Origin of the sequence: Lachnoclostridium sp. An76 (assembly GCF_002161355.1) — a bacterium.
Taxonomy (GTDB): domain Bacteria; phylum Bacillota; class Clostridia; order Lachnospirales; family Lachnospiraceae; genus Mediterraneibacter; species Mediterraneibacter caccavium.
Map to the genome: position 1 here is coordinate 125,804 of NZ_NFHL01000004.1, position 14,190 is coordinate 139,993.

At 51.2% G+C, this 14,190-nt stretch carries 13 protein-coding genes; 7 read left to right on the forward strand and 6 right to left on the reverse strand.

Going from position 1 to position 14,190, the window contains the following annotated elements:
• Positions 1-74 precede the first annotated feature (74 nt).
• The 4 genes from B5G27_RS09110 to murC all read right to left on the reverse strand — a co-directional run bounded on the left by B5G27_RS09110 (position 75) and on the right by murC (position 5,087).
• On the reverse strand, positions 75-1,259 hold the full coding sequence (locus B5G27_RS09110; protein ID WP_087178597.1) for a ribose-phosphate pyrophosphokinase: 1,185 nt from the start codon (positions 1,257-1,259) through the stop codon (positions 75-77).
• Complete coding sequence (locus B5G27_RS09115) at positions 1,259-2,257, reverse strand: ATP-binding protein (RefSeq protein WP_087178598.1); 999 nt, start codon at positions 2,255-2,257, stop codon at positions 1,259-1,261. The genes B5G27_RS09110 and B5G27_RS09115 overlap by 1 nt, the downstream gene beginning before the upstream one ends.
• A 13-nt stretch (positions 2,258-2,270) precedes the next feature.
• Positions 2,271-3,437 carry a DnaD domain protein gene (locus tag B5G27_RS09120; RefSeq protein WP_087178728.1) on the reverse strand — a complete coding sequence of 389 codons (1,167 nt, stop codon included), beginning with the start codon at positions 3,435-3,437 and terminating at the stop codon, positions 2,271-2,273.
• Between the two features lie 264 nt (positions 3,438-3,701).
• Positions 3,702-5,087, reverse strand: a complete 1,386-nt coding sequence (gene murC, locus B5G27_RS09125; protein WP_087178599.1) for a UDP-N-acetylmuramate--L-alanine ligase — start codon at positions 5,085-5,087, stop codon at positions 3,702-3,704.
• 219 nt (positions 5,088-5,306) lie between these two features.
• On the opposite strand from murC, the gene B5G27_RS09130 reads away from it, so the two are divergent.
• The 3 genes from B5G27_RS09130 to spoVG all read left to right on the forward strand — a co-directional run bounded on the left by B5G27_RS09130 (position 5,307) and on the right by spoVG (position 8,107).
• Entirely contained in the window at positions 5,307-6,581 is a 1,275-nt protein-coding gene (locus B5G27_RS09130; protein ID WP_087178600.1) for a glucose-1-phosphate adenylyltransferase, read from the forward strand.
• On the forward strand, positions 6,578-7,696 hold the full coding sequence (glgD, locus tag B5G27_RS09135; protein WP_087178601.1) for a glucose-1-phosphate adenylyltransferase subunit GlgD: 1,119 nt from the start codon (positions 6,578-6,580) through the stop codon (positions 7,694-7,696). Before B5G27_RS09130 ends, glgD begins: the two co-directional genes overlap by 4 nt.
• A 120-nt stretch (positions 7,697-7,816) precedes the next feature.
• The gene (gene spoVG, locus B5G27_RS09140; protein WP_087178602.1) at positions 7,817-8,107 is read left to right on the forward strand and encodes a septation regulator SpoVG; all 291 of its coding nucleotides are present in this window, start codon (positions 7,817-7,819) and stop codon (positions 8,105-8,107) included.
• 632 nt (positions 8,108-8,739) lie between these two features.
• Here spoVG and B5G27_RS09145 read toward each other — a convergent pair.
• Positions 8,740-9,171, reverse strand: a complete 432-nt coding sequence (locus B5G27_RS09145; protein WP_162611226.1) for a helix-turn-helix transcriptional regulator — start codon at positions 9,169-9,171, stop codon at positions 8,740-8,742.
• A 472-nt stretch (positions 9,172-9,643) separates the two neighbouring features.
• Here B5G27_RS09145 and B5G27_RS09150 point away from each other — a divergent pair, with 472 nt between their 5' ends.
• Together B5G27_RS09150 and B5G27_RS09155 are read left to right on the forward strand one after the other, a co-directional pair.
• Positions 9,644-9,991: a hypothetical protein gene (locus B5G27_RS09150; RefSeq protein ID WP_143449671.1), complete on the forward strand. Its 348-nt coding sequence runs from the start codon at positions 9,644-9,646 to the stop codon at positions 9,989-9,991.
• Positions 9,961-10,482 carry a hypothetical protein gene (locus tag B5G27_RS09155; protein ID WP_087178604.1) on the forward strand — a complete coding sequence of 174 codons (522 nt, stop codon included), beginning with the start codon at positions 9,961-9,963 and terminating at the stop codon, positions 10,480-10,482. Before B5G27_RS09150 ends, B5G27_RS09155 begins: the two co-directional genes overlap by 31 nt.
• Here B5G27_RS09155 and B5G27_RS09160 read toward each other — a convergent pair.
• The gene (locus B5G27_RS09160; RefSeq protein ID WP_087178605.1) at positions 10,457-11,167 is read right to left on the reverse strand and encodes an RluA family pseudouridine synthase; all 711 of its coding nucleotides are present in this window, start codon (positions 11,165-11,167) and stop codon (positions 10,457-10,459) included. The two genes, B5G27_RS09155 and B5G27_RS09160, sit on opposite strands and share 26 nt — an antisense overlap.
• 170 nt (positions 11,168-11,337) lie before the next feature.
• Between B5G27_RS09160 and B5G27_RS09165 the strand changes: the two genes are divergently transcribed.
• On the forward strand, positions 11,338-12,603 hold the full coding sequence (locus tag B5G27_RS09165) for a 5-bromo-4-chloroindolyl phosphate hydrolysis family protein (RefSeq protein WP_087178606.1): 1,266 nt from the start codon (positions 11,338-11,340) through the stop codon (positions 12,601-12,603).
• A gap of 82 nt (positions 12,604-12,685) precedes the next feature.
• The gene (locus B5G27_RS09170) at positions 12,686-13,822 is read left to right on the forward strand and encodes a toxic anion resistance protein (RefSeq protein ID WP_087178607.1); all 1,137 of its coding nucleotides are present in this window, start codon (positions 12,686-12,688) and stop codon (positions 13,820-13,822) included.
• Positions 13,823-14,190: the final 368 nt, after the last annotated feature.

The window sequence follows — 14,190 nt, forward strand, 5'->3', positions numbered from 1 at the left end:
ATACGCCGCCGCAGGGATACAGTTACGAAAAGGGATAACGGGCAACAGGCGGGGATAACGGAAAGAAGAGCCGGTTATACCGGCTCTCCGTTCTTATATTTCTGAATGACGTGCTGGATCCTCTCGTTCGGGCTTAAGATGGAACTGATGGAACCATCGTGATTCAGTGTGTCAATGATGAGAGCGATGTATTTGCTCATATCACAGTTGATATAATACGGTTTGGAGAGAAGCTCCGGCGTCTGATAGATCAGGTTCGTGGTGAGGATGCCGCTGATGATACCGTCCTCATACGCTTTGTCGAACTTCTCCATACCATTGGTAAACAGGCCGAATGTAGCGGCAGCAAAGATCCGTTTTGCTTTTCTCCTCTTTAACTCCGCGGCAACATCCAGGATACTGTCTCCGGAAGAGATCATATCGTCAATGATGATCACATCCTTGCCTTCCACGGAGCTTCCCAGGAACTCATGGGCTACGATCGGATTGCGTCCGTCCACGATCCGGGTATAGTCGCGGCGTTTGTAGAACATCCCCATGTCAAGGCCGAGCACATTTGCCAGATAGATGGCGCGGTTGGTAGCGCCTTCGTCCGGGCTGATCGCCATCATGTGCGCGCTGTCGATCTGGAGATCTTTCACAGTGCGGAGCAGCCCTTTGACAAACTGATAAGTCGGGGAAACTGTCTCGAACCCGCTTAACGGGATAGCGTTCTGCACGCGCGGGTCATGTGCGTCAAAGGTAATGATGTTCTCTACGCCCATGCGGACGAGCTCCTGGAGCGCAAGAGCACAGTCCAGGGATTCGCGGGAGCTTCTCTTGTGCTGGCGGCTCTCGTACAGGAACGGCATGATGACATTGAGGCGCCTGCCTTTACCGCCGACAGCTGCGATCACTCTTTTTAAGTTCTGGAAATGGTCATCCGGCGACATATGATTCGTCTTGCCTGTGAGAGAATACGTAACACTGTAATTACATACATCCACCATCAGGTACAGATCTTTCCCGCGTACGGACTCACCCAGTATGCCTTTTGCCTCGCCGGATCCGAAGCGCGGCACGCGCGCGTCGATGAGATAGGTATCCTTCTCATAACCGGAAAAAGCGATGTCATCCCGGTAATCATTGGCACTTTCATGGCGCCATTTTACGAGATAATCATCTACTTTTTTCCCAAGCTCCTCACAGCCTGTGAGTGAAATGAGCCCGAGGCTCCCTACCGGAATGTTTTCTAAGATTCGTTCTGTTCGGCGTAACATTAATGTTCCTCCCTGTTTTTTAACTTTTTCTTGATACGTATATCATCACCGATGATCTTCAACAAGGTATAGCTGCTGGTGATCCTGGAAAAAGAACGCTCTGTGTAGAGGTCCGCGATGGATTCCAGAGACAGGTTTGTTGAGATGATCGTTGATTTCCTGTGCAACAGCCTTTCGTTGATGCAGGAGAAAAACTGCGCTGCAATAAAGGCGTTTGTGTACTCGCTCCCCAGATCATCGATGATCAGGAGATCGCAGTTGAAAATAAAGTCATTCATATTTTTAGCGTCCACGTCGCTCCGGTCAAACTTTGACTGGGAGAGCGCGCTGAAAAGCTGTGGAGCTGAAAAGTACAGGACAGAGAATTCCCTGTCCATGATCTCCCGGGCAATGCATGTGGAAAGATAAGTTTTCCCCACGCCCACGCTGCCGTAAAAAAAGAGGTTCTGGAATTCTGTCCCAAAAGTATCGATAAACCGATGGCAGATCCTCAAGGTGTCCTCCATCATGGCGCGGGCGCTCCTCCCGGTTGTTTTATCATAAAGGGACGGAGAATAAAAATCAAGACTGAAATTCTCAAAAGCCGCTTCCGAGGGGAATTCCCGTATATTGGACTGGTCGTACAAAAGACGGATGACAGCCTTTTTGAAGCAGTGGCATTTCTCGTTTCCGATATAGCCGGTGTCCTTACAGTCCGGACATTCATAGACCGGTTCCAGATAGTCTTCCGGGAAACCGGCGGACACGAGAAGATTTTTTTTGCTGCTGCGCAGGATCTCCAGCTCTTCCTTCAGGGCGTCCAGCGCGTGGTCATCTCCGTTTAGCAATTTCTTTCCATATTGAACGGAAAGGATGGAGATGGACTCATCCAGGGATTTAAATTCAGGAAGCTTTTTATACACTTCCTGGTAGCGGGCAGTCTGGATGTCATGGTTCCTGAGCTGCCGCTGTTCATATTCCCGCATGATCGCATAGTATTGTGAATTTTTCAGTGCCATTGGAAGACTCCTTCTAATTACTGTTCAATAACTGCTCCTCAAGGGATTCCATATCATAGCTGCGCCGTTCGAAGTTGTTCAGGTTCCTTGTGGCAGCCCGGGATCTTGCGGCAGTCCTGCCTGCGGAGCGCTCTTTCTGGTACTCATCATCCAAAGCAGAGATATCTTTCAGATGGCGGATATTTTTTTCGTGCCATTTTGTAAGGATAGAGTCCGCATATTCAAAGCTGGGCTGATGAGTGGCAGTGATCGTGCGCCGGCATGCCTCGGCGATGATATCCGGAGAAAAAGCATAGTCATCCGCCCATTTCCTGATATATGTAAGCTCGGAAGACGCCGGCCCCCGGTTCTTGATGCCGAATGCATTGAGCACGGTGTAGCAGTTCTTATTATAGAGGGCGGACTGTTCCTTTGCCTGGGAGACAGTCTCAATGCCTTCCTCCACCCATGAAAAGGCAACTTTGCGGATATAGTGCATACTCTTATGCCCGTTCTCCACGCAGGACTCGATCAGATATTCGATCAGGTCCGCGGACATATGGAGAGTATCATAAAAATAAGTGATCGTCTCCATCTCTGTATGGGTCAGTGTTTTGCCCAGGTACTGCTCCGCGATAAACAGGAGAGACTTGATCTCCTTCTGGGCGCGGAAACTGTCGATGGGCACTGCTTTCGAAGTCCTTGATGCGCAAAGCGGTGCTGAAGCAGCGTCCGCAGACGGCGCTGCCTGGGAGACGGCCGCGGACTCCGCCTGAGAGGCTGTGGAGAGCGCCGCCGCAGAGGCGGCCGGAACCGCTGCCGCAGTGGAAGATGCAGAGGCAGACGGAACTGCCCGGGCGGGCATGCCTGTCCCCGGTGCGGGGGATGTGTTCCCGCCTGAGAGAGACATTTTCTGCAGCTCAAGTGCGTTGATCTTCCCGTCCGCATCCCGCTCTGTGCGCAGGAGACCTTTTTTCTCCCAGTAGCGGAACGCGCGCAGGACATCTGCCTCCGTATTGTTCAGGCAGTCTGCGATCATCGTGAGCGTCAGTGACGAGCACGGATCGTCAAGATGCCGGAGAAGGAAAAGATATACCTTCACAAATTCACCGTTTGCATCGACCATATAGTTATCGATGAAATCATTTGGCAGCAGTGTCGCATTTGTCTGAAATTTATTTTTTAGTGTCAAAGTCTTCATAAGATCCCGTCCCGCTTTCTTCATTCGCTTTTGTAAAATATAAGATCCACAGAGTGTAAAATGGAAAGCGGTCCTGTCCCGCTTTCCCCTTTTACTTTCAGGAAACAAACTCCCTGTATTTCCTTCTGTCATGAATAATATATCATCTTATCGCCGGGGCTAAAAGTATTTTTTCGTGGGTAACTCCCGGTTTTTTGTAGATAACTATGTGTAGAAAGTGTGGATAACTTCCGGAGACCGCGCGCACTGCGGTATAAATGACTGTCAGGCGTCCTGGCGGAGCAGGTCTTCCCCGACTGTCACCACATCGCCTGCGCCCATGGTGATAAGCAGGTCTCCGGGGCGGCAGTTCTCTTTCAAAAAGGCCTCGATCTCTTCGAAACTCGGGTAATAATGCGTATCTGTACCGAGCTTTGCTGTCTCCTTCGCAAGGTCAGCGGAAGAGATCCCCAGTGTGTCTGTCTCACGCGCCGCATAGATGTCAGCCAGGACCAGGTGGTCCGCATGGGAGAGCGCCTCGGCAAATTCATGGAAGAACGCTTTTGTGCGGGTGTAAGTATGAGGCTGGAACACGCACCACACGCTGTTGTGCGGGGAATGCTGGGCAGCCTTCAGGGTGGCTTCGATCTCGGTCGGATGGTGCGCGTAATCGTCCACCACGGTCACACCGTTAAACTCGCCTTTATACTCAAAGCGGCGGTCTGTCCCCGTAAAGGAAAGCAGGCCCTTCTTTGTGACTGCCATGGGGATGTCGAGCAGGTCTGCCACAGCGATGGCGGAGAGCGCATTTGACACATTGTGGTCCCCGGTCACGGAGAGGCAGATGTGATCCGTCTTTTCCCCGTGCAGGATCAGGTCAAAGGATACATGGCCGTTCTCATCGTAAGTGATATTGTCCGCGCTGTAATCAAAATCACTGGAAGAGCCGTACGTCACGACATTGCAGGAGAGCCCTCTGTATATCTCGGGATAATCTTTGATATCCCCGTTGATGACAAGCGTGCCGTCGTCCGGCAGGAGTGCGGCGAACTGATGGAAGGAATGCCGGATGTCTTCCAGATCCTTAAAGAAATCCAGATGGTCTTCTTCTATATTTAAGATCACGCTGATCTTCGGGAAGAAATGAAGGAAGCTGTTCGTGTATTCGCATGCTTCTGTGATAAAAGTGCCGGAACTTCCCACACGGATATTCCCGCCGATCGCTTTCAGGATGCCGCCCACGGAAATGGTCGGGTCCATATCTGCCTCGAGAAGGATGTGGGAGATCATGGAAGTGGTAGTTGTCTTCCCGTGGGTGCCGGACACCGCGATGGGGGTGTCGTAATTTTTCATGAGCTGCCCCAGGAGCTCCGCGCGGGTCAGCATGGGGATCTTCTGTGCGACAGCTTCGATCAGTTCCGGGTTGCTCCGGTTGATCGCCGCGGTATAGACAACACAGCCGATGCCGGGAGTGATATTCTCAGCGCACTGTCCATAGGCGATATGGGCGCCCTCTGATTCCAGCTTCTTAGTCAGCGGGGATTCCTTTGTGTCAGAGCCGGACACTGTGAACCCTTCTTTGAGCAGGATCTCGGCAAGGCCGCTCATGCTGATGCCCCCGATACCGATGAAATGGATATGCATCGGATGGTTAAAATCGATCTTATACATGTGGATTCCTCTTCTCTTTATTTTCTGAACTTTGGATTTTCTGTCATAATTTATCTCAGTCTTCTATATTATACTATATATGATAAAAATTAAAAGCAGTTCTTTTTATGCAAAATCAATAAAAAGTTTGAAAAAAATAAGAAAAAATTGTAAATTATTATTGGATAAAAATGAAAATATGGTATAATGTTTACATCTAACTAGAAATGAGGTGACGCAATGTTCAAAAAGGAAATGATTGCCATGCTGCTGGCGGGCGGACAGGGCAGTCGACTGGGGGTCCTTACAGCAAAAGTTGCTAAGCCTGCCGTTGCATTTGGCGGCAAGTATCGGATCATTGATTTCCCGCTGAGTAACTGTATCAATTCGGGAATCGACACTGTGGGCGTGCTGACTCAGTATCAGCCGCTTCGCCTGAACACGCACATCGGGATCGGTATCCCGTGGGATCTGGACAGAAACGTCGGAGGAGTATCTATCCTGCCGCCGTATGAAAAGAGCTCGAACAGCGAGTGGTACACAGGGACGGCGAATGCGATCTATCAGAATCTGAACTATATGGAGACATACAACCCGGATTACGTGCTGATCCTTTCAGGGGATCATATCTATAAGATGGATTACGAAGTCATGCTCGATTTTCACAAGGCAAACAAGGCGGACGTCACGATCGCGGCAATGCCTGTGCCGATCGAGGAGGCGAGCAGGTTCGGTATCGTTGTGACAGACAGCGAGAACCGGATCAAGGAATTTGAGGAAAAGCCGGAGAAACCGAGCAGCAATCTGGCGTCCATGGGGATCTACATCTTCAGCTGGCCCGTGCTCAGGGATGCGCTGATCAAGCTGAAAGACCAGCCCAACTGTGACTTCGGGAAACATATCATCCCATACTGCCACGGAAAAGGGGACAGGCTGTTCGCATACGAATACAACGGATACTGGAAAGACGTGGGTACGCTGAGTTCCTACTGGGAAGCGAACATGGAGCTGATCGATATCATCCCGGAGTTTAACCTCTATGAAGAATTCTGGAAGATCTACACGAACAGCGCGAGCATCCCGCCCCAGTATATTTCAGAGCAGGGTGTTGTGGACCGCTGTATCATCAGCAATGGGTCCGAGATCTACGGTGAAGTACACAGCTCTGTCCTGGGCAGCGGCATCACGGTCGGAAAGGGAAGCGTGGTGCGCGACTCCATTATCATGCAGGGAGTCACGATCGGAGAAAACTGTGTGATCGAGAAAGCGATCATCGCAGAGGACACAGTGATCGGAAACGGCGCTGTCATCGGTATCGGAAGCGAAGTACCGAACAAGATGAAGCCGAATATCTACAGCGGCGGCCTGGCGACGATCGGAGAGAATTCCGTGATCCCGCCGGGAGTCCAGATCGGGAAGAACACCGCGATAAGCGGAGTGACATCCATCGAGGATTATGACAACGGAGTGCTGGAGAGCGGCGAGACATTGATAAAGGCAGGTGACAGAGTATGAGAGCAGTAGGGATTATCCTGGCGGGCGGAAATAACCGTAAGATGCATGAACTGACCGCGAAGAGGGCGGTTGCGGCAATGCCCATCGCAGGGAGCTATCGGGCGATCGACTTCGCGCTGAGCAATATGACGAATTCTCATATCCAGAAAGTCGCGGTGCTGACGCAGTATAATGCAAGATCATTAAATGAACATCTGAACTCTTCCAAATGGTGGGATTTCGGAAGGAAGCAGGGAGGCCTGTTTGTATTTACCCCTACGATCACTGCTGATAACGGCTACTGGTACAGGGGCACGGCGGATGCGATCTACCAGAATCTCGATTTCCTGAGGAAATGCCATGAACCGTATGTGATCATCACATCCGGCGACGCAGTGTACAAGATGGATTACAATAAGGTCCTGGAATACCACATCGCGAAGAAAGCGGATATCACAGTGGTATGCAAGGAGCTGGGGCCGGATGAAGACGCGACCAGGTTCGGCACGATCCGCATGAACGAGAGCTGCCGGATCGAAGAGTTCGAGGAAAAGCCCATGGTGGCGCATTCGCAGACCGTTTCCACGGGGATCTACGTGATCCGCAGGAGACAGCTCATCGACCTGATCGAGCACTGTGCGGAAGAGGAACGGCATGACTTTGTAAATGATGTCCTGATCCGTTATAAGAATCTGAAGAAAATATACGGATACAAGATAAGCAGCTACTGGAGCAACATTTCAACAGTGGATGCATATTACCAGACGAACATGGACTTCCTGAAGCCGGAAGTGAGGAACTACTTTTTCAGAGAACTCCCGGCGGTCTACTCCAAGGTGAGCGACCAGCCGCCGGCAAAATACAACCCGGGCGCGATCGTAAAGAACAGCCTTGTGGGGAGCGGGAGCATCATCAACGGCACGGTTGAGAATTCTGTGATCTTCAAGAAAGTCTTTGTCGGAAATAACTGTGTGATCAAAAATTCCATCATCCTCAATGATGTGTATCTCGGAGACAATACGTACATTGAGAACTGTATCGTCGAGAGCCGTGACACGATCAGGGCGAACACAAGGCACGTCGGAGAAAATGGTGTCAAAGTAGTAGTGGAAAAAAATGAAAGATATGCTTTATAGACTTACGGGGGATGAAGTAAGGCTGATGATGCCTGTCAGCGCAGGGATCGGATGTTAAGTAACAGCGGCAGCTGATCGGGACAGGTTCAGGGATGCACATGAGAAAGGAGAACTGAGAGTATGCAGATCACAGATGTACGTGTACGTAAAGTAGCAAAAGAGGGGAAATTAAAGGCAGTCGTATCGATCACGATCGATGACGAATTCGTAGTGCATGACATAAAAGTCATAGAGGGAGAAAAAGGAATGTTCATCGCCATGCCCAGCAAGAAATCACTGGATGGCGAATACCGCGACATCGCCCACCCCATCAATTCAGCGACAAGAGAGCGGATCCAGACGACCATCCTCAACAGATATGAGGAAGCGATGGAGGAAGAAGAGGAAGCGGCAGTGGTCGATGAGATGTAAATCTGTATTTGTGGGGGAGCCTTCAGTAGAGTCAAACGTCCGAAAACACCGAAGCGTGTGTACCGAAGACGTATTCAGCACGGGTGTGTGGGTGGCTTCGGCTCCGGGGCTCCGTGGCAGCAAAAACTAAGAAATCCGGGACTATGCTAAAAGCAGAAATCAGCAGGGAGCAACTCGCCTTTGGCTCAGACAAGCCCCCTGCTGATCTCAACGCATAGTCCCGGATTTCAAGTTTTTTCAAGCCCCTCCGCAGTCACCTCAGACACCCACACACCCGTGCTGAAAGGTTTTCGAAAAAGGCGCTTCGCTGTTTTCTGGTTTACTCAAGCCGGAAGGTCCCCAGCAAATGCAGCGTTTAAAAATGTAACGAAAAGGGAGCTCTCCCGGCCAAAGAAAACCCTTTCCCAGCCGGCAGAAACACACAAACAAGCATACAACAAGGAAAACCTCTCCGCCAAAAGATAAATCTCCTTTTGCCAGCAGAAACTTATCACAAGAGAAGCGAAGCTCCCCTCTCACCCACCTTTCGAAATCCTGCATTTGCCTGCGGGGACCTTCCGATCGGATGAACCCATATCCCCGTCCGCCGCGAAAACATCCTGCAACAAACCGACGGTTTTCGGACGTCATATTCACAAGGAAGGCTCCCCCGCAAATCCAGATTTTTCCTGCTCGGTCCATGCGGATGGTGTCATCCCGGTCTCGTTTTTGAAGATGCGGCTGAAATACCGGGAGTCTTCGTACCCGACATTGGAAGCGACTGTTTTGATACTGATGTCCGGGTGCCTGAGCAGGAGTTCTTTCGCGCGGGAAATCCTCAGGTCAGTAAGGTACTGGAGCGGGGAGGTCCCATACTCTTTCTTGAAGATCCGGTTGAGGTAGGATGGTGTGTACCCGAAGCGCTGGGCGAGTGCGGTCAGGGAGATCTGTTCCCTGAGGTTGATCTCAAGATACTGGGCAATCTTTGCGCACAGAGTGGTGCTGCCTGTGTGGTGGGAAGCGGTTTTCCACAGCTCTTTTAAAGACGCCTCCAGACAGGACTGGAATTCCTCTGCGGATTTCACAGATATGAGCCGGCTGCAAAAGGCGGCGGCAGCTCCTTTGCAGTCCTGGTGATCGATCTGGAAGCACATCGGCGATAGCGATGATGCTGGCAGGAGTCCTGTGCGGCGCGGCAGTCATCCGAAAAAGACGAGAGGAATAGATCAGGATCTGTAAAGCCGGATCGGATTTCTCTGGTATGATACAGACGAAATAATAAAATGTGACAGGGTTGCAGAATGCACAAAATTGCTATGGGTGGTTTGAATAAAACTGCCCATAGTTTTTTCTGCCCGGATATGCTATGATTAAGTCCACCTGATCCCGGTCATGGGGATCAAATTATCTGTTTCAATTTCATTTTATTTCAAGGCTGGTTCAGCCAGTTATTCACAGGCGTACGATGTGAACTGCAAAGGAAAGGAGTGAGGAGCAGGAGCTGTTTATTTATTGTAAATCAAAAGCAAAAATACTATAATCAAAGGAGAAAAGCTTATGGAAGAAAAAACAAAACTGAATATGCAGATGTATGATGCTGAGAGTATCCTTGCTCCCCTGCAGAAGCTGAACCTGATGGATGATTTCCTGTTTGATGCTGCCACCGGGGATCTGGAAACATGCAGGATCATTATCGAACTGTCACTGGGCATCAGGATCCGTAACATTGCCTGGAAAGAAGGACAGAAGGTGATCCGCAATCTTCCGGGGAACCGGGGGATCCGGATGGATTTCTATGTGGGTTCGACCTTTATGGATATGGGCTGTACCGATATACATTTGACAACCGGTGCAAAGAGCTCCCGGATCTGGTCATGGGAGACGAATGCAGCAAGATCATCCTGAATACGAAGGGGAAAAATGAAGACAGAGTAGACAGGGCGCTGATCGATTTTTTGCATTACGTGGAAAAGAGCAGCGACGAGAATGTGCCGGAAGACTGTGATGAGCGTTTGAAACATCTGCATAAAAAGATTCACCAGATCAAAATGAGTGAGGAGATTGGAGTGAGTTATATGAAGATGGAAGAACGAGACAGACTGATAAGAGATGAAGGTTTAAGGCGGGGAAGAGCGGAAGGAAAAGCGGAAGGCAGAGCAGAAGGAAGAGCGGAAGGCGAGAGCCGGCTGATCGGTATCATACGCAGAAAAGTATCCAGAGGGATGGGAGCTGCTGAGATAGCGGATTTATTAGAGATCCCCTGCGCGGCGGCCGAGGCGGTGACAGAAGCGCTCATGCTGCATCCTGACTGGACAGATCTCCAGATCGCAGAAGAACTGCTGAGCGGGGAAAACCTGGCAGACTCAGATCTTACCACGGATTTTCCTCCAGCATAAATGTCATTTTCTCCCCGCTCACGGGATGCAGGAACTCCAGCCGGTATGCGCAGAGCCTGAGAGGACCTTCCGGTGTCTGTGATGCCGGGGGTGTGGATGCCGGGGGGATGTCTTTGCCGGGGGTTGTGCGGCAGGATTGGACTGCGCCGTATTTCCGGTCTCCCACGAGCGGGCATCCCAGATGCGCCATCTGCACCCGGATCTGGTGATGCCGCCCGGTGTCCAGATGGATCTCCACAAGAGAGGTGACAGGGGAAGTGTCCCGGTATATTTTTTCAGTCCGGTAATGAAGCCTGGCGGCTTTTGCGCCGGGAGTATTTTTGGTGCAGACCCGTGAGGCGTTGGTGCGTGCGTCCTTTACAAGATAGTCTTCCAAGGTGCCCTCGGACGGATCGGGGATGCCGGAGACGAGGGCGCGGTAATATTTCCCAAAGCCGGCGGCGGTAAGCTGCCGGTTTAATTCTTTTGCTGCTCTTGGTGTTTTCGCGAAGACGAGGAGCCCTTCCACCGGCTGGTCCAGGCGGTGGATCACAGCGAGATATCCGCCGGATAAATAGTTCTTCAGCATGCTTTCCATGTCGGAAGTGCCGATGCGGGCGGTCTGTGTCGGGATCCCCGCGGGCTTGCGGCAGACGATGATGTGCGGATCTTCATATATAATGAGAGAGTGGATATCGTGTCTCATAAAATCCTCCTTCTTAAGATCATTTTAGGGAACCGTTCAGCCGCCGGGCTGAGCAGCTGCCTTTTCAGCAGTATTTTAACATGCCGTTTCTTGACTTTTCCGGGTCTTCTGGCTAAACTGATTATCATATAAAAGTAATGAACGGTCAAGTGATTTCAGGGAGGCTGGGTATGATAAATAATGACTGGGAGCGGTTCGGTGATGAGATCCGCAGGACGATACAGGATGCGGTCGATTCCGGGGATTTCCGCAGATTAAATCAGACGGTTTCGGATACGGTGGGACGGGCTGTGGACAATGTGTCCCGCGGCCTGAAAAACGGCGGATGGTACCGGGAGGCCCCGTCAGGCATGGGGAATCAGAAAAACCAGTCCGGGAACAGGCAGTTTCAGGGACAGGGGGGACAGATGGGGCAGAGCGGCCCGATGGGAGAGAGCGGCCCTGCATATGGCGGTCCGGCACAGACCAGGCAGCGTCCGTTGTTCCTGAAAGGGACTTCCGTGAAGATCGGCGGGATCTTTCTGGCTGTGACAGGGTATGTATTCGGCGCGGCATCCCTGGTCTTCCTGCTCCTTCTTGCGATCGGCGCTCTGGCGGCAGGATGGGATCTGGTGCTGCAGATCGGGGCAGGGGCCTTCGCTGTGTTTACAGCCATATTCCTCGTGATGGCTGTGACCGGGACGAGGATGGCGGGCAGCGTCAGCCGTTTCCGCAAATATGTGGGATTTATCGGGAATCGGGAATACTGTGATATCAAAGAACTGTCGCAGAAAGCAGGGCGTCCGCTGAAAAAAGTCATAAAAGATCTGAGGAAGATGATCGAAAAGGGATGGTTCTGCCAGGGACATATGGATGAACAGGAATCCTGCCTGATGGTCAGTGATGGGGCTTACCGCCAGTATACGGAACTTATGGAGCGCACACGCAGGGAAAAGGCGGAGCGGGAAGCTGCCGCAAGGAAGAGGGAAGAGGAGTATTCCAGGCTTTCCCCGGAAGTGCAGAAGGTGATTGAGGCGGGCGATGAATATGTGAGAAAGATCCGTGAGGCAAATGACGCGATACCGGGCGAGGAAATCTCGGCGAAGATTTCCAGGATGGAGACGCTGGTGGACCGTATCTTTGACCGGGTGGAGCAGAAGCCGGATACTGTGGACGATATACGGAAGCTGATGGAATACTATCTCCCCACCACGATCAAGCTCCTGGAAGCCTATGAGGAACTGGACGCGCAGCCTGTGCAGGGCGAGAATATCATTTCGTCCAAGCAGGAGATCGAGAAAACGCTGGACACGCTCAACACAGCTTTTGAAAAGCTCCTGGACGAGCTGTTCCAGGATACGGCGTGGGATCTGTCATCAGATATTTCCGTTCTGAATACCATGCTTGCCCAGGAAGGGCTGACAGAGGACGGGCTGAAGACAGGCAGGAAGAGATAACGCATAGAAATGTGGGAAAACGTGTTGTATATAGAGCAGAGGGAAAAAGAACAACGATAACAGAAAGATGGAGGACAGGCAGATGGGCAATGAATTTCAGGACATGAGCACAACACCGACGCTGACACTGGATCCGTTCCAGGCACAGGAGCAGAAAAAGCCGCCTGTGGCGCAGCAGGAAGAACCGGCGCTGGATGACAGCGTGCTGACAGAGGAAGAGCGCAGGATGGTGGATTCGTTCGCGCAGCAGATCGACCTTACAAATTCCGCGCTGGTGCTCCAGTACGGGGCGGGAACGCAGAAGAAGATGGCGGATTTCTCAGAGTCTGCCCTCGAGAATGTCAGGTCAAAGGACCTGGGAGAAGTAGGAGACCTGCTCTCGGGTGTTGTGACAGAGCTTAAGAGCTTTGATGAGGAAGAGGAAAAGGGATTCCTCGGATTCTTTAAGAAAGCGTCGAACAAGATCGAGTCCATGAAGACGAAGTACGCGAAGGCAGAGGAAAATGTAAATGAGATCGTCAAGGCGCTGGAGAAACATCAGGTACAGCTTATGAAGGATACGGCTCTGCTGGATAAGATGTATGAGCTGAACCTGACCTACTTTAAAGAACTCTCCATGTATATCCTGGCAGGGAAAAAGAAGCTGGCGGAAGTCAGGGGCACTCAGCTTGCGCAGCTCACGCAGAAAGCGCAGATGTCCGGCCTGCCCGAGGACGCGCAGGCAGCCCGGGACCTGGAGTCCATGTGCCTGCGGTTTGAGAAGAAGATCCATGACCTGGAGCTGACCAGGATGATCTCGATCCAGACCGCTCCGCAGATCCGGCTCGTGCAGAACAACGATACGCAGATGGTGGAGAAGATCCAGTCAACGATCGTGAATACGATCCCGCTGTGGAAGAGCCAGATGGTGCTCGCCCTTGGGGTGGAGCACTCTGCGCAGGCTGCGGAGGCGCAGCGTCAGGTGACGGACATGACGAATGAACTGCTGAAGAAAAATGCCGAGAAGCTGAAGATGGCGACCGTAGAGACTGTGAAGGCGTCTGAGCGGGGCATTGTGGATATGGAGGCGCTGAAAGCGACGAATGAATCCCTGATCTCGACGCTGGACGAGGTGATGAACATCCAGAGAGAGGGCAGGGAGAAGAGAGCGGCAGCGGAGACGGAACTCAGGAATATGGAGACGGAGCTGAAAAATAAGCTGCTGCAGATGCAAGGATAAAGACGGTATATTCTTGAGCATTTTCATAGAATATGTTAGTATGATCATGTGGTGGCAAACTTTCTCGGAGACAGGCAGGGAAAGTTTGTCCCTTTTTATATTATGCTGCCGAATAATCCCGAACGATTATGTTGAATAGTTATAGGCTGCATGATATAATGAGGGCGCAGAAAGGGGTACCCATGATAAATCAACTGGCAGGATATTTTGACCAGATGGCAGCGATAATCCGGCGGATCGAAGATAAAGAAATATTTCGTGAAAAAGATTTTGCGAGTCTGTTAGGTGATAAAAATCATCAGATTTATTTTGAGTTAATTAGTTTTTTTCCCAAATTGATCAGGGACAACAGAACGGCGGGAAGCCTT